This is a genomic window from Natronococcus occultus SP4, assembly GCF_000328685.1.
GTDB classification, from domain to species: domain Archaea; phylum Halobacteriota; class Halobacteria; order Halobacteriales; family Natrialbaceae; genus Natronococcus; species Natronococcus occultus.
Map to the genome: position 1 here is coordinate 2,855,817 of NC_019974.1, position 23,397 is coordinate 2,879,213.

The following is a 23,397-nucleotide window of genomic DNA, read 5'->3' on the forward strand; positions in this document are numbered from 1 at the left end:
GCCACGGGATTTCAGGTCGAATCACCGCCGAAGTTCGACGCCTGCTACAGCGGAATCGCACCCGTGAGCAACGCGACGACGAGGATCAGCGTGCAGGGAATGACCATCAGCGGGAGCGTGAACTTGATGTGCTCGCCGAGTTCGACCCCCGCAAGCCCGATCAGGAGGTAGGTCGCTCCGGTGAACGGCGAGACGGGGAAGCCGACCGTCTGGCCGACCAGTGAGGCGCGAACGACCGCGACCGGATCGTGACCGTAGGCGGCACTCGTCTCCGCGAGCACCGGGAGGACGCCGAAGTAGAAGGCGTCGGGACTGAACAGCAGGCGCGCGGGAAGCGACAGGGCCGCGACGATGACCGGCAGCTGGGAGCCGAGGGCGTCCGGAATGAGCAACACCATGATGTCGGCCATCCCGGTCACCATCCCGCTTTCCTCGAGGACGCCGATCAGGACGCCCGCAGCGAAGAGGATGCCGACGTAGGTCATCACGTCCGGGGCGTAGGATTCGAGGACGTCCTTCTGTTCCTCGTAGTCGGGGACGTTGACGATCAGCGCGACGACGACGCCGATCATAAAGGAGATCTCCGGCGAGGTGATCCCGGCGATGAGCACGCCAAGCACCGCGATCGTCAGGACGAAATTGAACATCCACTTCCAGTCGAGTTCGATCTCGCGGCCGTCGGTGGCCTCCTCGATGAGCGAGTCCTCGTCGACGCCCTCGAAGGCCGTGACGGTGTCGATATCCTTGCGGATCTGGCGGCCGAAGTAGCCGCTGATCGCGAACACGGACAGCATCCCGGCGGCCTGGGCGGGGATCATCGGGTTGAACACGTTCGAGATCGTCGCGGGGTCGATCGCGGCGACCCCGCGGACGACCTGGCCGCCCCACGGGACCATGTTCATCGTCCCGGCCGTCAGCGCGACGAGCGCGGCGAGGATCTTTCGATCGACGTCGAGGGCGTCGTAGAGCGGGAGCAGCGCCGGAATGGTGATCAGCATCGTCGTCGCGCCCGCACCGTCGAGGTGGGTCACCATCGCGAGCGCGACGGTCCCGACCGTCAACAGCGCGGGTTTGCTGATGATGTTGTCGACGATCCGGGCGACGAACGGATCGAACAGGCCGCTGTCGCGCATGATGCTGAAGTACCAGACGGCGAAGGCGAACATCGCGGTGATGCCGACGATCCCCTGGAGCCCCTCCTCGGCGAACTCCGCGATCTCGTTCGGAGAGAAGCCGGCGACCAGCGCGGCAATGACAGGAACGATAATTAACGTCGGAACGACGTACAATCGCTTCCGAATGACGAGAAACAGTATGAGAAAGATTGCCGCGTATCCAATGAGGCCGAGTGATATGCCCGATTCTATCATACGGGTCGCTCTCCCGTCGGGGTAGATAAAGAGTAGCATATATTCCGATATATTTTGGAATAGTCCTGTGCAAGAATTGTGATCGTCGTCCTCGTCCCGCGTAGTGCCAGAGAACGACGAACGGGACAAAATACCCTCTGGCGGAATCGGGAAGTAATAACGAACTCGTCCGATCGCGAAGGGAGTTTAAAAGCGGGGGGACTCCCCGCTCGTCCTCGGCCAGCCCCGTCAGGGAACCGCTCAACGAGCGCGCGCTCGTCGGCTGGACGTCCGACCTCGAGTCGGGTTTCGAACACAAAATCACTTGAGCGATCGCGGTCGATCGAGGGCGTCACGGTGTCGATCCGACCGTCGTTGACCCGCGAGCGGCCTGGAGCGCTCAAGAATCGTTTTGAAGCGCGTCCGGTATTATATCAAAATCTCGATAATACTTATGGTGGGTCGCGGCGACGGTTCGCGTAGGGGTGAGCGATGTAATGACATCACACGCAGCGAGCGAGGAACCGCGCGGGGTCGACGACGAGTCCTCGGGAATGACGATCGCGGACATCCAGGCGGCGTACGCGGACGCCGCCGACCTGGCCGCCCGGTTCGACCGGGTGAACCGACTACTGACGGGCCGGTACCGCCGGCGCCAGTTCGCAGACGCCGAGGGCCGCGTCCTCGAGGTCGCCTGCGGGACGGGGACGAACCTGCGGTACCTGCCCGATTCGGTCGAGTACGTCGGGATCGACATCAGCGAGGCGATGCTGGCCCGGGCGTGGGAGACCCTCGACCGCGTCGATGTGGACGGCCGGCTCGAGCGGATGGACGCCCAGGAGCTGTCGTTTGCCGACGACAGCTTCGATACCGTGCTCTCGTCGTTCTCGACGTGTACGTTCCCCGACCCCGTTGCGGCGCTCGACGAGATGGCGCGGGTCTGTCGTCCCGACGGACGGGTGTTGCTGATCGAGCACGGGCCCAGCGACGTCGACCTGCTCGCGCGCTACCAGGAGTACCGGGCAGCCGCCCACTACGAGCGCAGCGGCTGTCGGCTAACCCAGGAGCCACTGGACGTCCTCGAACGGTCGACGCTGGTCTTCGAGGAGAGCGACACCGCCCAGCTCGGACGGATCACGACGATCACGGCTCGTCCACCCCGCGACGGGGAGGTGGACCGATGAGCGCTTGGGAGGACGACGGCGCCGCGGCGTCGCTCGCACGAACCGCCGTCCTCGTGGGGACGCCGATCGCGCTGGGTGCGGTGCTGTGGGTCCACCCACACGGCGGGGCCTACGAGACGGTCGCGGCGGTCGCCGACGCGTGGCTGGCAGTCCACCTGCTGCTGTTGCCACTGTTCGCGCTGCTCGGTGCCGCGGTGTACGTCCTGCTGGCGGGGTTTTCGGGGCGGACGGCGACGATCGGACGGCTCGGCGTTGCGGTGTACGTCATCTTCTACATCGGCTTCGAGGCGATCGCCGGGATCGCCACCGGGCTGGTGGTTCGCGGGACGGGATCGCTCTCCGGAGCCGAGCAGGTCGGTGCCGCCGCGGCCTACGACGCGATCGTCACCAGCCCCGTCGTGGGTGTGCTAGCGCTGTTGGGGATCGCCGGAATGATCGTCGCGGTCGTGGCGCTGGCGCTCGAACTCCGGCGGGCCGGCGCGCCGACGGTTCCCATCGTCCTGCTCGCGGGCGTCCCGATCGCGGTCGTCGGCCACGGCGGCGGGTCGATCGACGCGGTCGGGATGGCGCTGTTTCTGGTCGGCGTCGTCTGGCTCGAGTTCGGGTGGCACCGGGAGTCCACACACCACGAGGGGGTACCCGCCTGAGGCGGATCGTCGGCCGGCGTACTCGTTCGGGCTCTCGAACACGAGTCCGGGGTTCGACGCCCGAACGGTACAGCGCTCGAGTCGATCACGAAACTTATACCGCCCGAACGACAACGAGTACCAGGGACCGAAGGTCGGTACGCGGGACCGCGACGGTTTTTGACACACCCCGTCTGTGCTACCGCGTGTCCCTCGGTCCCACCTATTTCAGAAGGAGCGTTGAAAGTATCGTCTGCACTCACGTGGTGAGGTGAGCCTGCAGACTGACGTCCTCGGATGTCGACGAAACGGCAGCCAGTCGACCGAGCACAGCCTACACAAGAGCTTTATTTCATGGTTAAAGAGTGTTGATAATGACTCCCGATCGCTCTCCAACGAGGACGCCGTCACGGACGTCCTCGATGAGTCGCCGCCGCTGTCTCGCAGTCGGAACCGCCGTCGGAACCAGCCTCGTCGCCGGCTGTTCGACCGCCGTCGACTTCCTCGCGGGGATGGTCCTCGAGGACGTCAACGTGTTGAACGGGACGGAGACGGCCCTCGCCGGATCGATCGCGGTGACCGATGCCGAGGGATCGGTCGTCCTCGACGATCGGTTCGACCTCGCCGCGGGCGGTGACGACGCCGACGAGGACGCCCAGGCCACGTACGACGACGCGGTGACCGAGGCGGGCGAGTACACCGTCGCGATCGAACTCGACGACGAGGACGCAGTCGGCGGTGACCACGTCCTCGAGGACACGGTCGAGGTCGCCGATCCGGACGAAGAACACGTGATCGTCTTCTTCGGGTCCGCAGAAACCGACGCCGCGGTCGTGACGACCGTGATCGAGGACCTCAGTGATCTCGAAGCGTACGCCGAGTTCGATGACGAGTTCTGAGCGCCACGTGTCGCTACCGGTCGATCGGTTCGGTGTCGAACGAGTCGCAGGATGAGTCGGGTCGGCGTCGAACGGGTCGTGGGGCGAGTCCGGGTCGCTCTCAGTCGGCGGGCACTCGGCCGTTCCATAGGCTACGTCTGACGAAACAGGTCGTCATCGCTCGGCGTCGGCCGTCGAGTCGGCGTCGGGGTCGGGGTCGTCGATCGGGTTCGTACACCAGTGACAGAAGTCCAGCTCGGGATCGTGTTCCTTCCCGCAGTGGGGACAGGACGGCGCGGCGTCCTCGTCGTCGCCAACGGCCGGCTGGTGGGCGGTGGCGGGCTGGCGGGCGATCAGGTACGCGTCGAGGACGCTGATCGCGACGACCAGGTACATCGGCCAGACGGCGAGGATCGCGTCGGTGTTGACGCTCCCGCCGGCGAGGGACTCGAAGGCCGCCTGATCGACGAGGAAAACCGTGACGAGGATCGAGACGGCGAGCCAGCCGACGGCACGGCGCAACCGTCGGAGATAGAGGTGGCCCAGCCCGGTAATGAGTGCTGCCAGAAGCGCTGCAAGCCACGGTCGTTTCTGCGACGTCGACTGGGACATATCCTGACTAGACGGTCAGTAAGGATAAGTGCTCTCCCTTCGGTTCGAGAGGTCGGACCGAGGACGCAGGTCGAACACGCCACTGGTTCCGATCGAGCGTCGCCAAGAGCGGCGCTGTCCGTTGATCTCGCCTGGGCTCCCGAAATCCTGCTCTCGGCAGCGACCTACTCACTACCCATCTCCGGCGAAATTCGCTCTCCGTACATGATTTAAATTCGGCCCCTGCAGGAAAGCGTCGCTCCTACTCGCGGTTCTTAGTGAGACCGGTGGCGACGGACGGCCATGGAACGACCATCGACCCGACGACGGTACCTGACAGTGCTCGGCAGCGGTCTGGCGATCGGTCTGGCCGGCTGTGCCGACGACGATGACGAAGCGGAAGACGACGCGGCCGAGGACGACGCCGACGCGAACGATGGAGCCGCTGACGACGGCGACGACGAGGACGGCGACGTTGAATCTGACGAGGGTGCCGAAACGGAGTACGACGACGACGAGGACGTCACCCTGTCGGGCGACGAGGAGGAAGAGGACGATATCTCGACCAGCGGGGACGTCACTCTCGAGGGCGACGCGGAGGTCGAAGGCGACGTCGAGTCGGGCGGTGACGTGACGATGAGCGAGGACGCCGAGGTCGACGGCGACGTGACCGCGGAAGGCGAGATCACGCTGAGCGACGACGCCAGCATCGACGGCGACGCGACCGGGGCGGCCGTCGAGCTCAGCGAGGACGCCGAGGTCGACGGCGAGATCGAGGAGACCGACTGACGAGCTCCGGGCGCGAGGACGGCGCCGTCCTCGCGGTCCAGCCGAAGACACGCGAGCGGAGGCGTCCGAGGGTTCTGGAGGGGCCCGTTGGTGAGAGTGCTCGACGCTGCAGCGGGTCGTCAGTCCGCCGTTTCGTCGAGACGGAACGTCTCACGGACCGGTTCCGGAAGGGGAGGTCGGGGGGCCGCTTCGTGTCGCTCGATCCGCTCCGGCGTGCGCGTTCGCTGATGGACGGCTCGCGCCATCGGGACCCCCTTCAGGTAGTTGAAATCGCCGAGGACGTCGGCCCCGAACTCGGTGAACCCGTAGAATTTCCACGGCAGGCCGCGCCGCTCCCCGTTCGGGGGGTACTCGTAGACTGCGAGGACATCCGCGTCGACGAGCACGTCGAGTTGCTCCTCGACGGTCTTTTTCGACTTGCTTGGAACGAAGTGGTTGATCTCGTCGGCTGACGCGAGGAGTTTCGGGTGTCCGAGGAGCGCCTGGACGATGCTGTGGCGGGTTTCCTGAGACAGCAGCTCCATCAGCTCACGCTGTCGCTCGAGGGGGTTTTCATCGGTATCGGATTTGGAACTCGGGGAGATATCGGCCATTGTTATCCGAGTTTACGGGAGCGGGATAGATAAGTATACGGGCTCGACCTCTTTACGTTAGACCAGTATGGTTATTTGGCTATATTCCCATACTAGTTGGTATGGATCGTATTCCGGAGGAGACCAACGAACTGACGAATTTCATTCTGAATGACGTTCTTTACGGCCTCGAGCTTGACCCGAAGGATAGTGAACAGCTCCTCTCGTACATGCGGGAGCGACACGAACACCTGTTCGGTCCACACTCGACGTATTTCGTGTTGGGGAGTTACGAATCGCCGTTCAAGTATCGCCTCGATGCAGCGCTTAATGTATTGAATTACCGCCATGATGCGTACGCGTATCTGCTCGCTACACAGCCCGAACTCGACGTATCGGACGCCGTTCCTGCTCTCAAAGTGAAATTCTTTCTTCATGCCCTCTACGCGGATTCGATTCCGCTGATTCTCGAACACGACACTGGTGGGGCAGTCGCCGAGTTCGGACGCGTCGAGCGCCCGGCGCTGCTCGACCGCACGTTTCTCTTCCCTCGAGCGCGGGATGAACACTACGGCGACGACTCCCTGCTTACGACGCGAGACGCAGTACGTGCCCGGGCCGTCGAGCTGGCGTACCATGCTGACGATCTTTCGGCAGCGCTCGAGACGCTCGCCGAACGGGCTCGCGAAAACGGACTGGAACTCTCGGCCGAGGACCTCGACTCGTATCTCGAATCCGAACTCGGCGGTCGCACGCCGTCGTACAGCGGCGTGATCACCGATTCGCTTCGGCACCTCGAATCCCTGAACCGGTGCTTTTCGTGGACGACAAGGGAGGAACTCGAAGCACAGCTGTCTCACGTTCCGTGATCGGTGTCAAGCCGCGACGTCTCCAACTACTCGGCAATCTGGCCCCGCCGATCAACCGACGAAACCGCCTGAGGACGCGGTCGCTGCCGTTAGCGCAGCTCGCCCCAGGTGCCGACGAGTTCGTCCTCGACGAAGCGCCGCTGCTCGAAGCCGAGGGCGTTACACATCATCGTGTGGCCCATAAAGGACAGCGCGTGGTCGGCCATCCCGAACGGGTGGAGATACTCCTGGTAGGCCGGCGGGAGCGCCGAGCCGATGAGGTTGATCTCGGCGTCGCCCGCCGACAGCGAGCCGGCGGCGACGCCCGCCGCGTCGGTGCCGTCCATCCGGCCCGCGACCTCGCCGCCCGCGGCCTCGAAGGCGTCGTCGTCGATCACGGTGATCGGCTGGTCTGGCTCGTTCGCCGAGTAACCGATCTGCGGGCTCTTCCAGATCTCCTGTTGGATCTCCCGGAGGTCGGTCAGCAGGTGGTGGTCGAAGTTCCGGTCCTCGAGGTTGGCGATCGTGATCGTCGTCGACGCGAGGTCGTCGGCGCTCAGGTCGGCTGCGTCGCCGACCTCGAGGACGTCGAGCAGGTACAGGCCCGTGTCGGTCAACACGAGATCGCCCCCGGCCTCGACGAACGCCTCGACGGCGTCGACGTAGTCGGGGTCGTCGATCCCGTCGTCGTGGGCGATCACGAGCTTGTCGTAGTGGCGCTTGCCGGAGTTGCCCTTGAGCAGGCGCCCGACGCCGACGTGGTGGACGCTGAGGCCTTCGATCGAGCCGTCCTCGAAGAACGGTTCGAGATCCTCGAAGAACTCCAGGGGGTTGGCTTCGTAGGGCTGCTGGCTGTAGCCGAGGACGACCTCGGGATCGGGATGGGCCTCGTCGCTGTCGACGACGACGATCTCGACGGCCAGTTCTCCCTCGCCGTCGTACTCGAGGGTCCACTCGCCCGCCTCGGGGGTGCTGAGGAAGAGACTCGAAGGGTCGGTCATACAGCAGTCGTCGGCGTCGTGCTCCGAGAGGTCGATCTCTCCCGCGGACTCCCCGTCGGGATCGAAGACGCGGACGACGCCGTCCTCGTCGCCGTGGACGAGGAAACAGACCGACACCGTCTGGGTGTTCTCGGCGACGTCGATGGACTTGGGCTCGGCGCCGAGGCGGTCGGTGCGACACCGGACGCTGGTTCCGCCGTCGCCGGACGCGGAGCCGTCGGATCCGTGTTTGCCCTTGCCCGTCCCGGGACCGTGGTCGTCGGGCGTATGCGAGAGGTCGGCCGAGGAGCGGGTGAGCGAATCGGAGTGGACGTAGGCGACGTCCTGGCCGTCGGTGGCGACGGTCGCGTCGGTGTCCGCGGCACACATCTCGGCGAACTCGCGCATCGAGAGGTAGTAGGCCGTCTCGAGGTGGCGCTCGACGTAGGGTCGCCAGTGTGTGAAATCGCGGAGCCCGAGCTCTGGCGCGACGGTGATCGCGCCGAGCCCGCCCTGTTCTTCCTCGATGCCGGCCCAGCCCAGCAGCCCGCCGGTGATGTTGTACCCCAGCGAGTCGTAGATCGAACCGTAGTCCTGCAGCGTCTCCGGGACGTAGTCGTCGATGTCGGCCGTATCCTGGCCGGCCCGGATCGTATCCTCGGCGATCGCCTCGGGCCCGCCCCAGTAGTCGTACATCGCGTCGTTGATCTGGCGGTTGACCTCGTCCAGATTGTGCGTACCGTCGTGTTCGTAGGTGGCGTTCGACTCGAGGTTGAGCACCATCGAGTCCGCCCACCCCATCATGTGGTAATCACAGAGGTACTCGACGTTCTCGTAGCTGCGGAGGTGTTCGACGGTCGCCAGCGAGTCGGGGACCATGTCCTCGTAGCCGACGTCGTAGCCGGGACGGGTTCCGGGGAGGTCGTCGGCGGGTTCGGCGGGCCAGAAGGCGGGATCGACCCACCCGATCGTCGGATACTGGCGGTTCGTGTCCAGCCCCGTCGAGTTCCCGCGCTCGTGGCTGATCGAGGGCTCGTCCGCGCTCGCACCCACGTGGGGTTTCCGGACGAGCCAGCCGTCGGGGTTGATGTACGCGAAGACGATCGCGATGTCGTCCAAAAGCGGGTTGAACTCCTCGGCCTCGCCCTTCGCCGCCTGCTCGAGGATGCGGCTCCCGGCCTCGCGGCCCGCCTGCTCGTTGGCGTGGATCCCGACGATGAAGACGGCCTTTTCCTTCTCGGCGAACGCCTCGCGGTCCTGGACGTCGTTGGTAAGCTCCGCGACGTAGATCTCGCCGGGATCGGGGTCCTCGCCGGTAACGTGGTTCTCGTGGCCGGGGCCGTACCCGATCCGCTCGACGTTGACCATGTCGGGGTACTCCGCCTCGAGGTGGTCGAGGGCCCGCCCGGCCTCGCCGTGGGAGACGAAGTCCCGGGCGCTCTCGACGGACGGGAACACGTCGTGTTCCTCGACGTACTCCGGATAGACGTCGTAGTCGCCGTAGGGCTCCTCGAGCTTCCAGAACGGGTTCGCGCCCGGCGAGAAGTCGACGCGTTCGATCCCATCACCCTCGAGGGCGTCCTCGAGCTCCGCGGCGGTGAGCCTGGCGTGGGCGGCCGGGGTCGGCTCCTCGCGGTAGACGACCGTCGGCGCGCGGTCGTCCTCGTCGATATCCCAGTCGGGTTCGCCAAACTCGTCGTCGAAGGCCTCGAGGGACGATACGTCCGCGAACTCGAGGACGAGAGTCGCCTCGTACTCCTCCTCGGTCGCGTTGACGACGAACTCGGCGACGTCGGTCAGCGCGTCGTCGGTGACGTCGGCCGAAACGGTCGTCGGCAGCGCCAGCGCGGCTCCGGTTGCGGCCGCGACGCTCAGAAAGGTTCGTCGGTCGACGCCGCCGCCGTCGAAGGCGTCGTCCTCGAGGTCGGCGGCCTCCGCGGCGGTGTAGCGGTCGGTCTCGGTCGTTGCTTCCGTCTCGTCGTGGCGTTGATCGTGTGTCGACATCGGTTGATGTATGCCCCCTCAGGACACGATTCAGTTGAACCACGTTTCGATTCAAAACATCGTCCGTACCCTGTGTCACTCACTGGTACACGAACATTTAACATTGAACACACTCACAGTAATCTGGACAAATCGGGTACGAACGCGGCGCACGACGGTTCGATAGGGAAGGAAAACGGCCCGTTCGACCGTCCTCCGGCTCGGACGGGACGGGATCGGGTCGCGGTGAACAGGATTACTTTTAAATTTTAGATTAGCTAATTTTATATGTAGCGGATTTAATTATTTTGGCGTCACAATGACTAATAGATCCTCAGGCGAGCGGGCGACGGCGGGCGGCGTCGTGTCCACACGGCGGTCCCTGCTGCTGGGAGCCGCGACGACGGTCCTCGGCGGCGGAGCCGTAGCGGGGTCGGCGACTGCCACGGAGCAGCCGTCGATCGAGGAGACGACGTGGACGCTGCGTTCGGGGACGAGATACGAGACGCCGGTGTACGTCCGCGAGGCAGCCGAGCCCGGCGAGACGGTCGTCGTCCTCGGCGGGGTCCACGGGAGCGAGCTCGCCGGTATCGAGGCCGCCCACAGCGTCCGCGAGTGGTCTTTCGAGCGCGGCACGGTCGTCGTCGTCCCCGAGGCCAACGCGCCCGCGGTCAGGGAGCAAACCTACAGCGGTCCCGACGGCGACCTCAACCAGCAGTTCCCGCCGGAGGGAGAGCCGACGACGCCGATCGCCGACGCGATCTGGTCGCTGCTGGTCGAGCTGGAGCCGACGGCCGTGATCGACATGCACAGCTCGATGGGCATCTGGGGGTCCTCGCGGGGGCCGAGCGGGTTCGGCCAGGCGATCTTCCCCGGCGTGGCCGCGGACGCCCGATCGATCGCCGCCCGGGCGAACCGCTCGCTCAACGGACGCGAGATCCGACCCTCGGAGTACGGTTCGGCCTACGAGTTCACGCTGGGGAACACGCTCGCGGGCGCCCATCCGCGGCTGATCCACAAGGTCGCGGTCGATCTGGAGTGTGCAGGCTACCTGACCGAGGTCACGCGCCACGACACGACCCTCGAGACCCGAACCGAGTGGTCCGAGGCGGTCGCGGCGACGCTGCTCGAGCGCCACGGGATCGACGTGGTTTGAGTGGTGCGACGGCGACCGGGATTCACCGCCGAACTCGTTAACTTTTAGATATATAACGATCCAGTAGATATTACCGAGTAATTTATCCGCGGCTGTTTCCTCTTCTATCCAAGAAAATGCAAGGTAGACAACTAACCGATATTCTGGTCGCGTTGCGCGACGGTCGTCGCCGCGCCCTCCACCGGCTCCTCCGGAACCGGACCGCACCGATCCCCATCGAGGAGGCAGCCGTCCACCTCGCGGCCCGCGGGGAGACCCGACTCGTGGACGTCACCGAGGCCGAGATGCGGTCGCTCCGCGTCTCGCTCGGAACGGCCCATGTGCCCGTCCTCGTAGCGGCGGGACTCGTCGACCGGGACCGCGAGGACGGAACCCTCGCGGCGTCGGACCACCCGGCGCTCCAGCACCCGAACCTCGAGCGGATCCTCGAGACGGAGACAGTCGACTGGGACCCGATCCTCGACGCGCTCGCCAGCGACCGCCGTCGCACCGCGCTGTCGGTTCTGGCCGACGCCGAGAGCGCGCTGTCGCGGGTCGCACTGGCCCGCGCGGTCGCCGACCGGGAGGCCGACGGCGAGCCGACGCCCGACGCCGTCGACGACTGCCGGATCGAGCTCCACCACGTTCACCTCCCGAAGCTCGCGGCGGCCGGGCTGATCACCTCCGACCGCCGCGGCGACGCCGTCAGCTACCGCGGCCACCCAGCCCTCGAGGACGGACCGTGGTTCGACTTCGGAGCCGCCGAGAGCCGGGGGTTCCACCCTGTTGCCAACCCCTCCCAGGACATCCGCCGCATCGACGGTCGGGAGAACGTGATCGAGCGCTGCCGGGCGCTGTGTGCACACGCCGACGAGGAGCTGTTCCTGATGTACACCGACGAGGACCTCATCGAGGAGGCGTGTCTCCAGTATCTCCAGGACGCCGTCGACCGCGGCGTCGAGGTCTACGTCGGCACCCGCACGCAGGCGATCCGGGATCGCGTCCGCGAGCACGTTCCCGCGGTCACGCTCTGGGAGCCCCAGCGCAACTGGATGAACATGCCCCCCGAGCGCGAGACGGTCGGGCGACTCGTCTTCGCCGACCGGGAGGCGATCATGCTGGGCACGCTCAGCGAGCGCAACGAGCGCGGGATCCAGGACGAGACCGCGATCACCGGCGTCGGCGAGAACAACGCGCTGGTCATGCTGATCCGCGAGCTGCTCGGCTCGCGGCTGGATCATCTCGACGAACAGAGCGAGGACTTCCTCGAGCAGATTCCGTTCTGATTCGCGGCGTCGTCGGTGGCCCAGGCTGCGTTGGAAGTTCCGTTCTGGGCCGCTCGCCGGGACGTGCTCCCGGCGGGATCTCACCCCAGATCTGCCCCGTTCGAGTTTCCTGCGAACCGCGATCGCCGCGTTCTCCACCCCGAGTTTCGCTCCCGCTTCGGCGAAGGTCGTCGCGGATCAGCCGTCCGCGTAGTAGTCCAACAGATCCTCGAGCAGCAGGTACTCGCCGCGTTCGGGCGGATAGTGGGCGTCGATGTGGTCCTCGGCGGCCTCGAGTTCGCCGCGGCGGGCGTGACGACGGATCGTCGTCGCCGAGCGGTAGAACGTGCTGCCGGCGTCGTCGTCGCGCTGGACGCCCGGATCGAGCCCGGGGCCTTCCGTCTGGTTGGTCACCGACTCGAGGAGGCGGTCGTACTTCACCATCTCCGGGTCGTACTCCTCGTCGAGCGCGTTCAACAGCACCTCGGTCGCAAAGCGGTAGAACTCCGATTTGTGTTCGAACTCGCCGTCCTCGACCAGGTCCTCGACCTCGTCGACGATCGACTCCGAGAACCGGATCGTCTCCTGGGTCATTGCCGAGGACGTTCGGAGCGAGCGAGCGTAACTCTACCGGTGGTCGGGATCGCTCCCGCAGGTGGCCTAGCGCAACGGTTCGTCCTCGTCGGCCCACTCGCGTTTGAGCCGCCGGAGCTCGGCGATCTCGGCCGCGTACCCCGGGAGGACGACGCCCCGCTCACACCACAGCCGCCAGGCGACCAACAGCTCCGGATCGTCCGCGTCCGCCAGCCGGTCGGGCAGGTCGGGGTCCGGATTCATACTCGTGTCAGGGGCCCCACGAACGAGTATCCGTCGGCCGTTTCACCGCCTGCGTCGGCGTTCGCCGCTCGCTGGCTCGCCAATGGTAGCTTACCGCGGTTTCGGTCCCGTCGGCCGTAGCTATTATCATCATCAGAACTAATCAGATACTATGAACGAAGGCCTTCGCCTGGTGTTCCTGCTGATCGGGGTCGGGTACGGGCTGGTGTTTTTCATCCTCGCCCGCGAGGTCCTCCGGGCCGTCGTCGACATGTCCGTCCTCGTGCCGCAGGTCTGGTTCATGGGTATCGTCGCGAACGTCGTCGGACTGCTCGTCGTCCTCGCGCTCATCGGCGGGACGAACCGGCTGGTGATCAAGCGCCTCGAGATCGACAAGATGGGGTGACGCGACCGCGTTCCGTCCGTAGGGACGTCACTGTCTCGCTGCGGTAACGTCACTGTCTCGCTGCGGTAACGTCACTGTCTCGCTGCGGTGACGCCACTGCATCGCTGCGGTAACGCCACTGTCTCGCTGCGGTAACGCCACTGTCCCGCTGCGGTAACGCCACTGTCTCGCTGCGGTAACGCTACGCCCTCCCGCGGTCGGCAGAACTCGCTTGCAAGCCGCCCTCTTATCGGGTCGTGCGCCCCTCTATGACCCGTCCGGGCGTCCGAACCAACCGGTCACACAGGCGTCCGGATCACACCCACCACCTACCGTGAGCGGGGCTTTTTCGGCCCCGTTTTCCGACCCCGGCGAGAGCGCCGTTTCTCGCAGGACAGAAAATATTTGTATGAGTGACCTTCTGGTATGTGTATCTGTACGTGCATCCCGGCAGATCGGCGACTCGGTGGCACGACACACCGGTCGACGAGTTCCGGCAAAACGGTGTCGGACGGGCTCGTCGGCCCCCGAGTGGAGTTCGACGGCCGAGCGAGACGGGACACGAGGACGGAACACGATGTACCGAGATCACACGATCGGGGTCGTCATCCCGGCACAGGACGAGGACGGATCGATCGGCGACGCGATTCGGGAGCTGCCCGACTGTATCGACGCGGCGTTCGTCGTCGACGACTGTTCGAGCGACGAGACGTGGGGCGAGATCCTCAACGCGGCGCGACGGGATACCGGGCACAGCGATCGCGAACTCGCCCGAACCGGCCCGATCGACCCGAACGAAGTGAAACCGGACACAGGGGGAGCCAAGGACGAGCAGCCGGAGGAACGAGAGGTGCGAACGGACGGCGGGACGTCGGCGCTCGCCCGTCGGGCCGACGTCCACGACCCGATCGGACGCATGGTGCCGATCGAGCACCGCGAGCGGCGAGGTATCGGAGGGGCGATCACGACGGGGTACCTGGCGTCGCTGGAACGCGACCTCGACGTCACGATCGTTGCGACCGACGGGCTGACCGAGCGGTCACTGACGGAGCGATTGCTGGATCCGCTCGTCGAGGACGCCGCCGACTACGCGACGATCGGTCGCTCGCCCATCGCGTCCTCGGGCGAGGCGTCGCGGCGTCACCGCGTCGGGAGCTGGACACGACGCTTCCTGACGAAGATCGCGTCGGGGTACTGGAAGACGAGGACGCCCCGGAGCGCGACGACGGCGATCTCCCGCGGGGCGCTGGTCGAACTCGACCTGGAGGGGCTCTCCGAGCGTGGCGGTCACCGGTGTGACCTGCTGACGGCGCTCAACGTCGCGGGGCTGCGCGTGGCCGACGTCGTCTCCCGGGACGTCGTCGCGTCGTCTCGGCAGTGGACGTCCTCGGGTGACGCTTCGGCGACCCTGCGGACGGTACTGGGGAACTTCCGCTGGCGACTGCAGGCGCGGCACCTAGTGATGGATTTCCACCCGTTAGCGCTGTTTTACCTCGCGGGAATCGGGACGACCGCGTTCGGATTGCTGATCGGAGCGTGGGCGCTCTACGCGGGGGGTAGTGAGACGGCGTTCGTTCCCGTCGCCATGAGCGCAGTGGTGTTCACGATCGGCGTGCTGTTCGTGCTGTTCGCGATGGTGTTCGACATGCGGGCCAGCGAGCGCCTGGAGCTCCGGAGGTCGTGACGCTTCGGAGCGGTGATCGCCTGCTCGCGGCGGGAGTTGGATGATCGTCCCTGAACGATCGTTTCAATTAGAATAGGTTCCGAGAGTGGACGCAAGCACGCTCACGAGGGCTAACGGGTTCTTTTCTCATACTCTCATGAAACATTAGTTATTTGTGTTTCGCCAGCTATTTACTGTCCGACAGGGAAACTATGTCCGACTTGACTGTCGCCGCCGTCGTATATTAGCTATCCATGAGTCCCCAACCAGTAGCGCGGAGAAACCACGAACCGACCACCGACCGCTCGAGCCAGCGACTGCGGGGGGTCGACGCGTGAGCGAGTACCAGTACGAGGAGCCGATCGGGACGACCGCCAGCGTCTGTGTCGTCGGCCTGGGCTACGTCGGCCTGCCGCTTGCCGCGGCGTTCGACGCGGCCGGCAACGACGTCACCGGGTTCGACGTCGACCCCGACAAGGTCGACACCCTCGAATCGGGCGTCGACCCAACCGGTGACGTCGGTGATTCGGCGATCGCCGAGGGCGATATCGAGTACACCACGGACAGCTCCGCGATCGCGAACGCGGAGTTCGTCATCGTCGCGGTGCCGACCCCCGTTGACGACAACGAGAAGCCCAACCTCGGCATCGTCGAGGGTGCCGCGACCTCCGTCGGCGAGAACATGACCGAGGGGACGACCGTCGTCCTCGAATCGACGGTGTACCCGGGCGCGACCCGGGAAGTGTTCGTCCCCGCACTGGAGGAGGCCTCCGGACTGACCGCGGGCGAGGAGTTCGGCGTCGGCTACTCGCCCGAGCGGATGGTGCCTGGGGACACCGAGCACGGACTCGCGAACGTCGTCAAGATCGTCAGCGCGCTGACCGACGAGACTCGCGACGATCTCGCGGAGCTGTACGGCACCGTCGTCGACGCGGGCCTCCACGAGGCGCCGACGATCGAGACCGCCGAGGCCGCCAAGTGTGTCGAGAACACCCAGCGTGACGTCAACATCGCGCTGATGAACGAGCTGGCGATGGTCTGTGACGAGCTCGGCGTCGACACCGAGGCGGTGCTCGAGGCCGCGGGCACGAAGTGGAACTTCCATGACTACCAGCCAGGGCTGGTCGGCGGTCACTGCATTCCCGTCGATCCCTTCTATCTGCTCTACCAGAGCGAGCGCAAAGGGTACGATCCGGAGCTCATCCGAACGAGCCGCGAGGTCAACGAGTCGGTGCCCGACCATATCGCCGAGATGACGATCCGGGCACTGAACGACAGCGGCAAGGTGCTGAAGGACAGTCGCGTGCTGGTCGCGGGACTGGCGTACAAACCCGACGTCGACGATATCCGGACCTCGAAGATCGACAACGTCATTCAGGAGCTACGCAGCTACGGGATCGAGGTCGTCGGCTTCGACCCCCACGCGGAGCCCGACGCGACCCGAGAGATGTTCGACATCGACATCCAGGACGCGTTCGACGTCACCGACTTCGACGGGATCGTCATCGGGACGCCACACAGCGAGTTCCAGTCGCTGTCGCCCGCGACGCTGGCCGACCAGATGGCCGACGAGCCCGTGATGATCGACGTCGACGGGCTGTTCGAGGACGGAGCGGCCGATCTGTTCACCTACAGGAGATTGTAACATGTATCGCGATCACACGATCGGAGTCGTCATCCCGGCGTACAACGAGGAAGGGTTCATCGGCGACGTGATTCGGGAGATGCCCGACTACGTCGACCGCATGTTCGTCATCGACGACTGCTCGTCCGACGGCACGTGGGACGAGGTGCTGCAGGCGGCCCGCGAGGACGCGGGCGTCAGCGAGTCGTTCGTCGAGGCGGGCGGACAGGAACTCGAGTACGCAAAGGAGGCCCGCACCGACGGCGGGGGGATGCTCGCCGAGCGTGCGCTCGTCCACGACGCCGTCGGGCGCGTCGTCCCGATCGAGCACCGCGAGAACCTGGGTGCGGGCGGGGCGATCAAGACAGGTTACCTGGCCGCCCGCGAGGACGGCGTCGACATCACCGCGACGGTCGACGGCGACGGCCAGATGGACCTCACGCAGATGACGCGACTGCTGGATCCGATCGTGGAGGACGAGGCCGACTACTCGAAGGCCAATCGGCTGCTGTACAAGGAGTTCCGCGAGGACATGCCGCCGTTTCGCTTTTTCGGCAACTCCATCCTGACCTTCCTGACGAAGATCGCGTCAGGGTACTGGAAGACGATGGACCCCCAGAACGGGTATACGGCGATCTCGAACTACGCCCTGGAGAACGTCGGCATCGAGAACCTCTACGAATACTACGGCTACTGTAACGACCTGCTGATCAAACTGAACGCCAAGGGGATGCGCGTGGCCGACGTCGCGATGCCCGCCCGGTACGGGGACGAGGAGTCCTCGATCTCGTATCCGACCTACATCCGAAAGGTCTCGGGGATGCTGTTGCGGGGCTTCCTCTGGCGGCTGAAGACGAAGTACCTCGTGCTGGATTTCCACCCGCTGGCGCTGTTTTACTTCTTCGGTGCCGGAACCGCGGGGCTGGGAATCCTGGCCGGACTGTGGGCGATCTACACGAGTATCGTCTACGACGCGGGGATCTTCATGCGTGGCTCCGCGAGCATGATGCTATTCACGATGGGGAGCATGTTCCTGATGTTCGCCATGCTGTTCGACATGCAGGTCAACAAGGACAGCGAAGTCCAGATTCACGAGTAAGGACCCGGTTCTGTTTTCTGCGATCGTCGTGGCCGGTTGCATCCGACAGCCGCTTGCTTGTGACGGACTCGACGTCGCCGATCGAACTCTCTGGTATCGGTTGCGTTGCTTGGGCCCGTTACCACTCGGGAGTTGGTGATCAATGATTATTCATTTCTGATTCCGAAACGATAGTTGCGAATACGTAAATACTCCCCGCCCCAAACTGCAGTATGGACGAAACCGAACGCAGAGATCCGATCACTAACGTCCCGGTCGAACGCGCCGAACTCGACGTCTACCTCGCGGGGACACCGACGCTTTCCGGTATCGAATTCCTCGAGCGGTGTCTCAGCATGCTGCGCAGATGAGGTATTGACGTCCTGCGCACGGCTAACTCGGCACGCACAGTCGCAGGTCAGCGCAGCGGCTCTCCCGCGGCGTCCCACTCGCGGCTGATCCGGCGATCTCGCCGGGTGCACGCCGAGGGATGGTGTTTCCATATCTCCGCCACCCACAATCGACGACTGACACGTCAGTCAGACATGCGCCCGCTGAGAACGATCGAGTCGTCCGCCGTCCTCGTGAGTAGCTGTCCCCGCGTGCGGCTCCCTCGATGGCTGGAACCGCCGTGGGCCGGGCACACGCCGTGTCGCGGTTTTCCCCGATCGGTACCCTTATAACCGTTTGTGCCACCAGCACTGAATGTGACTGTCTGGCAATGACGGACGCTGATACGGACGCCACCGCGCTGTCTCACCGGCGTCGACGGGCCGTGCTGGGGTGTGTCGAGCAACACAACGTCGTCACGCTCGCCGACCTCGCGGACGAGCTCGCGGTGCAGGAACACGGGACGCCGATCGACGAGATTCCGGCCGACGCGGTCACGGAGCTGTATCTCGAGCTGTACCACAACCACGTGCCCGTCCTCGCCGACGCGGGCCTCGTCGCGTACGACCAGGAAGGGGACCTCGTCGCGATCACCGACACCGGGAAGCGGGCGTCCGCCCGTTTCGAGGAGCGACTGATCGAGTCCGGCAGTGACGACGCCCGGTCGTACAACTGCACGGAAGAAGGCTCGTGCTGACGCCCGCGGAGCCGTGGGGCCATCCAGCGCCACGCCGTCCGGATACCTGCTGCTAGCGAGGGTGTCATAGTAGCGAGGGTGTCATAGAACGGCTCGCATACCCCTCTCGACTACTCGACGAACGGTACGTACAGAATCGAACCTAACGTGACCACTTCCATCAGCTAATAGAGATGTTGAGTGAGCCGTGCTGAATACAGGGCGCGTATCGGTCACCGACTGACCGGATCGGGATTCGGTTCTGATTCAGACTGTGCAGATGCTGCAGCAGGTGAAGGTTCTGCAGGAGATGGATCCATGTGACTGTACCACACAGTGGAATATGTGGTATCCCCCAATGGCCGAAGCAATACCAGCGGAAGTACAGGAGTTACTGGACAAGCAAGCAATCAGCGAACTCATTCACAAATTGTTGTATCTATCCGATGAAAACGATTGGGACGCGGGATTCGAACTCGTCACCGACGACGTGATTGCGGAAACTCCGTACGGTAGTGCAGACGGAAAAGATGACTTTCGGGAACTGTCTGAGGAGATTTTTGCAGAGTTTCAATTCAGCCGGCACATGCTGCACAACGGTCTTATCGAGATCGACGGCGGCAAGGCCACTGGGAAGTGGTATGGTGAGATCCCCATCCTCACGACTGACGGTGAAGCGGAATGGATACTCGGGATATACGAACACGAGTTCCGCCGAGTCGATGGGGAGTGGAAACTCTCGAAATATACGTTCGATCCGACCTATGTGACCCCGTACGACGAGGGATGGGCCGAACAACCCTTCCCTGAGGAGATGCCGGTTGAACCCGATTGGTAACTGATCCAGCCGAATGACGATCTCGACATGACAAAATCGGCGTTGGATTCGCATGAATAGAACGTTTCCACCGTGCTGAATAGTTGCCCTCTACGTAGCGGTTGGTTCTCCGAAATAGGGATGAAAACAACTCCATGAGAATAGTTCTATGACATCCTCGCTGCTACGCGTGGGACGAATCGGGCCGCGACGCCGACCGGCCTACTCGGCGGCGGGCGGCGAGTTGACGGTGACGACGGCCTCGCCGGCGATCGCCGTGGAGCCGTCCTCGTCGGTCACGGTCGTCTCGAGGCGGTACCGGTTCTCGCCGAGCGCCTCGACGATCTCGCAGGTGGCGGTCACCGTCCCCCCGATCTCGATCGGCGCGTGGAACTCGAGGTCCTGGGAGAGGTAGATCACGACGCCGGGGAACCGGGCCAGCGCCGCCGAGATCGTCCCGGCGACCAGCCCGCCGTGGGCGATCCGGCCGTCGAACATCGTTTCCGTGGCGTACCCCGTCTCGAGATGCAGGGGGTTCAAATCGCCGCTCGCGCCGGCGAACGAGGCGACGTCCTCGTCGGTGATCGGTTTGGTGAAGCGAACGACGTCCCCCACTCCGAGATCGTCGTAGCGCTCGACGGATCGGTCAACCCGCCAGTCCTCGGTAGGGCTCTCGGGCGTTATTCCGGCCGTCTCGGCGGTCAGTGAGCGACTCATCTCAGTCACAGTCGGGTCGCACCGTACTTGAGAGCCCGGCCTTCCATGGCCGCAACGAGCGACGGCGAGCGCGCCAGCGTTCGATCGGGTCACACGCGGATCGTCGGACGCCGACTGAGGACGGATCAGGTCGACCGGTCCGGTTTCGCCGTCCAGGTGGAGTCGGTTGCGTCCTCGACACCACCACCCTCCTGAAGCTCGCGGTAGGTCGTACAGTCGGGACAGCCGGCTACCGTCCCGTCGATACCGAACACCCGGACGAAATCTCGGGTAACGTATCCCCCACAGTCCTGACAGCGTGGCATGCGAGGACCGATACTGGCTCACTACTAATAACCGTGGTGACAGAAGCAACGTTTCGATCGCGAACGACGGGCTCGCCGACGATGGGGTCGAGACACACCGCGATCGCGGGCTGGCGCGCGAGTAGAGCCGCTCGTCCAGCTGTAACTCGTTCAGGGAGCGCCGATCAGCTCGCCGGCTGTCCGACCGAAGCGGTACGACGCTACCGACAGCTGCCTCGAGCGATTACAGCAGTTCGATCCGATGACTAGATTCCGCGATCAGCTCGTCTTCGGTCAGCTCGCCGTCCGCGTACTTGCGCAGCGTGTCGCCGTCGAGCCGGGCGGTCGCGAGTTCAGGTCCGGACGTGTGTGCGAGCGTGGTCTTGACCGTCTCGATCTGGTTGAAGAATCCCTCGGCGTCCTCGATCCCGTCCTCGAGGGTGGCCGGGAGCTCGTCGAGATCGTTGCGGAGCTTCGCCAGGTCCCTCGTCGTCGCGGCGAGCTCGACGACGAGCGTTCGACCGCGGCGCTGGAACTCCTCGATGTGGACGTCCGCGTTGTCGAGTTCGACCTTCTCGGGGACGAATCCGGGGACGCCGTTCGGGCCGTCAGGACCCGCTCCGGGATTTGCGTTGCCACTGTTTCCGGGATTTGCGTTGCCGCTGTTTCCGGGGTGACCACCGCTGGCACCGCGTCCCGCACTGGTTTCCGACTGAAGCTCGCCGACACAGCCGGCGACGAGCGTCGTGAGGGTTCCGGCACCGCCAAGGAGGATCTTTCGTCTATCCATGTCTGAAAATAACGCTCAGCCAGCCATTAATGCATTACTACATCTACATCATTTAGTGGAATAAAATATAAGAACTCATGAATTATACGCCGTACAATAGGTAGTCGGTCCGCGTGAGAACGGGAGCCTTCTACTTCCTCGAGAGCGGGGTCACTGTATGGACGAGACGACGCGACGGACGGCCGTCCTCGGAATCGGCAGCGTGCTGTTGCTCGGCGGCTGTTCGGACGCCGTCGATTCCGGCGACGAGGACGAGGGGAACGGCACGGACGACGGGAGTGAGACGGACGACGCGAACGGCACGGACGACACGAACGGCGCGTCGGGAGCCGAGTCGGCGGACAACGAGAGCGACGGCGACGCGGACGTCAGTGACGACGAGGACGTCGACGACGCCGACGAGGACGAAACGGACGACGAGTACGAGGCGACCGCAGAGGGGATGTCGAGCGACGAGTTCGTCGCGCGGGTCGAGGACGTCTACGACGGCGAGGTGGCCGCCTACGACGAGACCGAGACACACGGGGCGCTGACGCTCGTCGGCGACGCGGACGCCTCGCGGCTCGAGCTCGCGGGGGACGTCCAGGAGCTGCTGGACGTGTACAGCGTGTACGTCGAAGAGGGCGACCCGCCCGCCGAACAGCTCGCGGGCACGGTCGAGAGCGACGACGGCGGAATGATCGGCAGCGTCACGGTACAGACAGAATGGGTCGAGGCGTACAACCGCGGCGACATGTCCAGGGCGGAGCTGCGCGACCGCGTCCTCGAGACGGTCGAGACCTGAGGCGACTCACCTCGGCGCTGGTGTGGCGCTCGCGGTCATCGCTGTTTTGCCCTCCGTTCCGGACTGGGTGAAGTATCTCGGGGACACGTGGTTCGAGAACCGTCGATTCTCGTCACTGAGCGGGATCGAAGATCCCGCGAGGTCCGCGAACTCGAGAGTTCGCCTGATCACGAGAGCGCTTCGCTCTCTCGAACGACCCCGAGGCTTCACCGTTTTGTCCATGCCGACCAGTCGTGGCTCGGACAGTGTCGACGAACAACAGCGCGCCGTTCGAACCACGGCTGGAGCACTGCGTGCACACCGGTGCCTGGCTGTCCGCCCGGGACCCACCGTGGCCATCGTGCCACCGGGTTGGAGCGTTGCGGTTCACTCCACCGGGCGAGCGCTCCGGTGTAGCGACGCCGTGCTCACCGCGGGCGCGACGAAGCGTCCTCGAGGACGGCGAGCCCGTAACAGTCGACCACGCTACACACGAGGACGGCAAGCGGGACGGCGACGTCGGCGAACCCGCCGACCCGGAGCAGGGTGAGGAGGGGTGGTTCCGCGAGGACGGGCGCCGTGCTGAGGACCGCAAGGGTCGCGATACAGAGTCCCGCCCAGGCGAGCCCGCGGCGCCAGTGGCCCATGGCGGCGTGGCCCGCGCCGGGGACGATGATCGCCAGCGCGTACGCCAGCCAGATGCGGCCGCGGTCGGTGAGGCGCCGTCCTCGCGAGCGGAGCTCGGTCGGTGTTGAGACCGACATCAGCGATTGCCTCCCGCGGAGTGGCGTCGGAACGGTGCTCGTGACTGCATGCTCGAGTTGCCCACACCGAGACGTATGAAAGTCAGTCAGACGACCGTGTGACGCCCGTCAGAACGAGTCCTCGTGGCCAGCAGCGATCGGCGTGGAAGCCGGCTGCTGGCGTCGGCTGTGGCAGATCGAGCCCGTTCCGCCGTCGGCGTCCTGGAGCCTCGCTCGTCGGCGTGGCGCGACGGGCCGATCAAAACAGCTTCACCAGCGCTAGAGACTCCGGTTCGAGTAATACGGGAAACTAACACACGTATATTACATTTGAAGGTTCGTTCGGCGGGTGTTCGGACCAGCGGGCCGACGGCGAGCTCACCTTCGTCGCAGCCTGTTCGGAGCGAACCGACAGCGTCGGGGCCCGTCTCGACACGCTCGAGGTCGGGCA

25 protein-coding genes are annotated in these 23,397 nt (G+C 64.9%); 15 read left to right on the top strand and 10 right to left on the bottom strand.

The genetic code is table 11. The features are described from left to right. Nucleotides 1-44 precede the first annotated feature (44 nt). On the bottom strand, nt 45-1,370 hold the full coding sequence (locus tag NATOC_RS14200; RefSeq protein WP_157224628.1) for a CitMHS family transporter: 1,326 nt from the start codon (nt 1,368-1,370) through the stop codon (nt 45-47). A 476-nt stretch (nt 1,371-1,846) separates the two neighbouring features. Between NATOC_RS14200 and NATOC_RS14205 the strand changes: the two genes are divergently transcribed. The 3 genes from NATOC_RS14205 (at nt 1,847) to NATOC_RS14215 (ending at nt 4,058) form a co-directional block, all read left to right on the top strand. After that, on the top strand, nt 1,847-2,533 hold the full coding sequence (locus NATOC_RS14205; RefSeq protein WP_015322151.1) for a class I SAM-dependent methyltransferase: 687 nt from the start codon (nt 1,847-1,849) through the stop codon (nt 2,531-2,533). After that, nucleotides 2,530-3,180 carry a hypothetical protein gene (locus NATOC_RS14210; protein WP_015322152.1) on the top strand — a complete coding sequence of 217 codons (651 nt, stop codon included), beginning with the start codon at nt 2,530-2,532 and terminating at the stop codon, nt 3,178-3,180. The genes NATOC_RS14205 and NATOC_RS14210 overlap by 4 nt, the downstream gene beginning before the upstream one ends. A 353-nt stretch (nt 3,181-3,533) precedes the next feature. Then, nucleotides 3,534-4,058, top strand: a complete 525-nt coding sequence (locus NATOC_RS14215; RefSeq protein WP_015322153.1) for a hypothetical protein — start codon at nt 3,534-3,536, stop codon at nt 4,056-4,058. Nucleotides 4,059-4,211: 153 nt separating this feature from the next. On the opposite strand, the gene NATOC_RS14220 is transcribed toward NATOC_RS14215, so the two are convergent. Then, the gene (locus NATOC_RS14220) at nt 4,212-4,649 is read right to left on the bottom strand and encodes a DUF7575 domain-containing protein (RefSeq protein WP_015322154.1); all 438 of its coding nucleotides are present in this window, start codon (nt 4,647-4,649) and stop codon (nt 4,212-4,214) included. 282 nt (nt 4,650-4,931) lie between these two features. Here NATOC_RS14220 and NATOC_RS14225 point away from each other — a divergent pair, with 282 nt between their 5' ends. Then, nucleotides 4,932-5,417, top strand: a complete 486-nt coding sequence (locus NATOC_RS14225; RefSeq protein ID WP_015322155.1) for a polymer-forming cytoskeletal protein — start codon at nt 4,932-4,934, stop codon at nt 5,415-5,417. Between the two features lie 119 nt (nt 5,418-5,536). Here the strand turns inward: NATOC_RS14225 and NATOC_RS14230 are convergent, their stop codons facing one another. Beyond that, nucleotides 5,537-6,010, bottom strand: a complete 474-nt coding sequence (locus NATOC_RS14230) for a hypothetical protein (protein WP_015322156.1) — start codon at nt 6,008-6,010, stop codon at nt 5,537-5,539. Between the two features lie 101 nt (nt 6,011-6,111). Here NATOC_RS14230 and NATOC_RS14235 point away from each other — a divergent pair, with 101 nt between their 5' ends. Further along, a complete protein-coding gene (locus NATOC_RS14235) occupies nt 6,112-6,858 on the top strand; it encodes a hypothetical protein (RefSeq protein WP_015322157.1) in 747 nt (248 codons plus the stop codon). A gap of 89 nt (nt 6,859-6,947) precedes the next feature. Here the strand turns inward: NATOC_RS14235 and NATOC_RS14240 are convergent, their stop codons facing one another. Continuing rightward, the gene (locus NATOC_RS14240; RefSeq protein ID WP_015322158.1) at nt 6,948-9,821 is read right to left on the bottom strand and encodes a M14 family zinc carboxypeptidase; all 2,874 of its coding nucleotides are present in this window, start codon (nt 9,819-9,821) and stop codon (nt 6,948-6,950) included. Between the two features lie 298 nt (nt 9,822-10,119). Here NATOC_RS14240 and NATOC_RS14245 point away from each other — a divergent pair, with 298 nt between their 5' ends. Both NATOC_RS14245 and NATOC_RS14250 read left to right on the top strand, forming a co-directional pair. Then, a complete protein-coding gene (locus NATOC_RS14245; RefSeq protein WP_015322159.1) occupies nt 10,120-10,956 on the top strand; it encodes a succinylglutamate desuccinylase/aspartoacylase family protein in 837 nt (278 codons plus the stop codon). Between the two features lie 116 nt (nt 10,957-11,072). Beyond that, complete coding sequence (locus NATOC_RS14250) at nt 11,073-12,221, top strand: DUF7344 domain-containing protein (RefSeq protein ID WP_015322160.1); 1,149 nt, start codon at nt 11,073-11,075, stop codon at nt 12,219-12,221. 177 nt (nt 12,222-12,398) lie between these two features. Here NATOC_RS14250 and NATOC_RS14255 read toward each other — a convergent pair whose 3' ends face one another. Further along, a complete protein-coding gene (locus NATOC_RS14255; RefSeq protein ID WP_015322161.1) occupies nt 12,399-12,794 on the bottom strand; it encodes a hypothetical protein in 396 nt (131 codons plus the stop codon). Between the two features lie 66 nt (nt 12,795-12,860). Beyond that, nucleotides 12,861-13,037 (bottom strand): hypothetical protein, encoded by a 177-nt coding sequence (locus tag NATOC_RS22415; RefSeq protein ID WP_015322162.1) that lies wholly within the window; start codon nt 13,035-13,037, stop codon nt 12,861-12,863. A 151-nt stretch (nt 13,038-13,188) separates the two neighbouring features. Between NATOC_RS22415 and NATOC_RS14260 the strand changes: the two genes are divergently transcribed. The 7 genes from NATOC_RS14260 (at nt 13,189) to NATOC_RS14285 (ending at nt 19,670) form a co-directional block, all read left to right on the top strand. Then, the gene (locus tag NATOC_RS14260; RefSeq protein ID WP_015322163.1) at nt 13,189-13,422 is read left to right on the top strand and encodes a hypothetical protein; all 234 of its coding nucleotides are present in this window, start codon (nt 13,189-13,191) and stop codon (nt 13,420-13,422) included. Nucleotides 13,423-13,978: 556 nt separating this feature from the next. Then, entirely contained in the window at nt 13,979-15,085 is a 1,107-nt protein-coding gene (locus NATOC_RS14265; protein WP_015322164.1) for a glycosyltransferase family protein, read from the top strand. 313 nt (nt 15,086-15,398) lie between these two features. Then, nucleotides 15,399-16,709, top strand: a complete 1,311-nt coding sequence (locus NATOC_RS14270) for a nucleotide sugar dehydrogenase (protein ID WP_015322165.1) — start codon at nt 15,399-15,401, stop codon at nt 16,707-16,709. A 1-nt stretch (nt 16,710) separates the two neighbouring features. Then, entirely contained in the window at nt 16,711-17,787 is a 1,077-nt protein-coding gene (locus NATOC_RS14275; RefSeq protein ID WP_015322166.1) for a glycosyltransferase family 2 protein, read from the top strand. A 212-nt stretch (nt 17,788-17,999) separates the two neighbouring features. After that, a complete protein-coding gene (locus NATOC_RS22420) occupies nt 18,000-18,137 on the top strand; it encodes a hypothetical protein (protein ID WP_015322167.1) in 138 nt (45 codons plus the stop codon). 350 nt (nt 18,138-18,487) lie between these two features. Then, nucleotides 18,488-18,853 (top strand): DUF7344 domain-containing protein, encoded by a 366-nt coding sequence (locus NATOC_RS14280; RefSeq protein WP_049888782.1) that lies wholly within the window; start codon nt 18,488-18,490, stop codon nt 18,851-18,853. A gap of 259 nt (nt 18,854-19,112) precedes the next feature. Next, nucleotides 19,113-19,670, top strand: coding sequence for a nuclear transport factor 2 family protein (locus NATOC_RS14285; RefSeq protein WP_015322169.1), 558 nt, complete (start codon nt 19,113-19,115; stop codon nt 19,668-19,670). Nucleotides 19,671-19,871: 201 nt separating this feature from the next. On the opposite strand, the gene NATOC_RS14290 is transcribed toward NATOC_RS14285, so the two are convergent. The 3 genes from NATOC_RS14290 to NATOC_RS14300 all read right to left on the bottom strand — a co-directional run bounded on the left by NATOC_RS14290 (nt 19,872) and on the right by NATOC_RS14300 (nt 21,440). After that, complete coding sequence (locus NATOC_RS14290; protein WP_449289547.1) at nt 19,872-20,492, bottom strand: MaoC family dehydratase; 621 nt, start codon at nt 20,490-20,492, stop codon at nt 19,872-19,874. Further along, the gene (locus NATOC_RS14295; RefSeq protein ID WP_015322171.1) at nt 20,492-20,671 is read right to left on the bottom strand and encodes a DUF7563 family protein; all 180 of its coding nucleotides are present in this window, start codon (nt 20,669-20,671) and stop codon (nt 20,492-20,494) included. Before NATOC_RS14295 ends, NATOC_RS14290 begins: the two co-directional genes overlap by 1 nt. Before the next feature lie 223 nt (nt 20,672-20,894). Then, nucleotides 20,895-21,440 carry a hypothetical protein gene (locus NATOC_RS14300; protein ID WP_015322172.1) on the bottom strand — a complete coding sequence of 182 codons (546 nt, stop codon included), beginning with the start codon at nt 21,438-21,440 and terminating at the stop codon, nt 20,895-20,897. Nucleotides 21,441-21,597: 157 nt separating this feature from the next. On the opposite strand from NATOC_RS14300, the gene NATOC_RS14305 reads away from it, so the two are divergent. After that, nucleotides 21,598-22,224, top strand: coding sequence for a hypothetical protein (locus NATOC_RS14305; protein ID WP_015322173.1), 627 nt, complete (start codon nt 21,598-21,600; stop codon nt 22,222-22,224). A gap of 407 nt (nt 22,225-22,631) precedes the next feature. Here NATOC_RS14305 and NATOC_RS14310 read toward each other — a convergent pair whose 3' ends face one another. Next, entirely contained in the window at nt 22,632-22,967 is a 336-nt protein-coding gene (locus NATOC_RS14310; RefSeq protein ID WP_015322174.1) for a hypothetical protein, read from the bottom strand. Nucleotides 22,968-23,397: the final 430 nt, after the last annotated feature.

Excerpts from the sequence above, each read along its gene's own strand:
- NATOC_RS14200 (WP_157224628.1), bottom strand. The coding sequence starts at position 1,370 with ATGATAGAATCGGGCATATCACTCGGCCTCATTGGATACGCGGCAATC.
- NATOC_RS14205 (WP_015322151.1), top strand. The coding sequence starts at position 1,847 with ATGACATCACACGCAGCGAGCGAGGAACCGCGCGGGGTCGACGACGAG.
- NATOC_RS14210 (WP_015322152.1), top strand. The coding sequence starts at position 2,530 with ATGAGCGCTTGGGAGGACGACGGCGCCGCGGCGTCGCTCGCACGAACC.
- NATOC_RS14215 (WP_015322153.1), top strand. The coding sequence starts at position 3,534 with ATGACTCCCGATCGCTCTCCAACGAGGACGCCGTCACGGACGTCCTCG.
- NATOC_RS14220 (WP_015322154.1), bottom strand. The coding sequence starts at position 4,649 with ATGTCCCAGTCGACGTCGCAGAAACGACCGTGGCTTGCAGCGCTTCTG.
- NATOC_RS14225 (WP_015322155.1), top strand. The coding sequence starts at position 4,932 with ATGGAACGACCATCGACCCGACGACGGTACCTGACAGTGCTCGGCAGC.
- NATOC_RS14230 (WP_015322156.1), bottom strand. The coding sequence starts at position 6,010 with ATGGCCGATATCTCCCCGAGTTCCAAATCCGATACCGATGAAAACCCC.
- NATOC_RS14235 (WP_015322157.1), top strand. The coding sequence starts at position 6,112 with ATGGATCGTATTCCGGAGGAGACCAACGAACTGACGAATTTCATTCTG.
- NATOC_RS14240 (WP_015322158.1), bottom strand. The coding sequence starts at position 9,821 with ATGTCGACACACGATCAACGCCACGACGAGACGGAAGCAACGACCGAG.
- NATOC_RS14245 (WP_015322159.1), top strand. The coding sequence starts at position 10,120 with ATGACTAATAGATCCTCAGGCGAGCGGGCGACGGCGGGCGGCGTCGTG.
- NATOC_RS14250 (WP_015322160.1), top strand. The coding sequence starts at position 11,073 with ATGCAAGGTAGACAACTAACCGATATTCTGGTCGCGTTGCGCGACGGT.
- NATOC_RS14255 (WP_015322161.1), bottom strand. The coding sequence starts at position 12,794 with ATGACCCAGGAGACGATCCGGTTCTCGGAGTCGATCGTCGACGAGGTC.
- NATOC_RS22415 (WP_015322162.1), bottom strand. The coding sequence starts at position 13,037 with ATGAATCCGGACCCCGACCTGCCCGACCGGCTGGCGGACGCGGACGAT.
- NATOC_RS14260 (WP_015322163.1), top strand. The coding sequence starts at position 13,189 with ATGAACGAAGGCCTTCGCCTGGTGTTCCTGCTGATCGGGGTCGGGTAC.
- NATOC_RS14265 (WP_015322164.1), top strand. The coding sequence starts at position 13,979 with ATGTACCGAGATCACACGATCGGGGTCGTCATCCCGGCACAGGACGAG.
- NATOC_RS14275 (WP_015322166.1), top strand. The coding sequence starts at position 16,711 with ATGTATCGCGATCACACGATCGGAGTCGTCATCCCGGCGTACAACGAG.
- NATOC_RS22420 (WP_015322167.1), top strand. The coding sequence starts at position 18,000 with ATGGACGAAACCGAACGCAGAGATCCGATCACTAACGTCCCGGTCGAA.
- NATOC_RS14280 (WP_049888782.1), top strand. The coding sequence starts at position 18,488 with ATGACGGACGCTGATACGGACGCCACCGCGCTGTCTCACCGGCGTCGA.
- NATOC_RS14285 (WP_015322169.1), top strand. The coding sequence starts at position 19,113 with ATGCTGCAGCAGGTGAAGGTTCTGCAGGAGATGGATCCATGTGACTGT.
- NATOC_RS14295 (WP_015322171.1), bottom strand. The coding sequence starts at position 20,671 with ATGCCACGCTGTCAGGACTGTGGGGGATACGTTACCCGAGATTTCGTC.
- NATOC_RS14300 (WP_015322172.1), bottom strand. The coding sequence starts at position 21,440 with ATGGATAGACGAAAGATCCTCCTTGGCGGTGCCGGAACCCTCACGACG.
- NATOC_RS14305 (WP_015322173.1), top strand. The coding sequence starts at position 21,598 with ATGGACGAGACGACGCGACGGACGGCCGTCCTCGGAATCGGCAGCGTG.
- NATOC_RS14310 (WP_015322174.1), bottom strand. The coding sequence starts at position 22,967 with ATGTCGGTCTCAACACCGACCGAGCTCCGCTCGCGAGGACGGCGCCTC.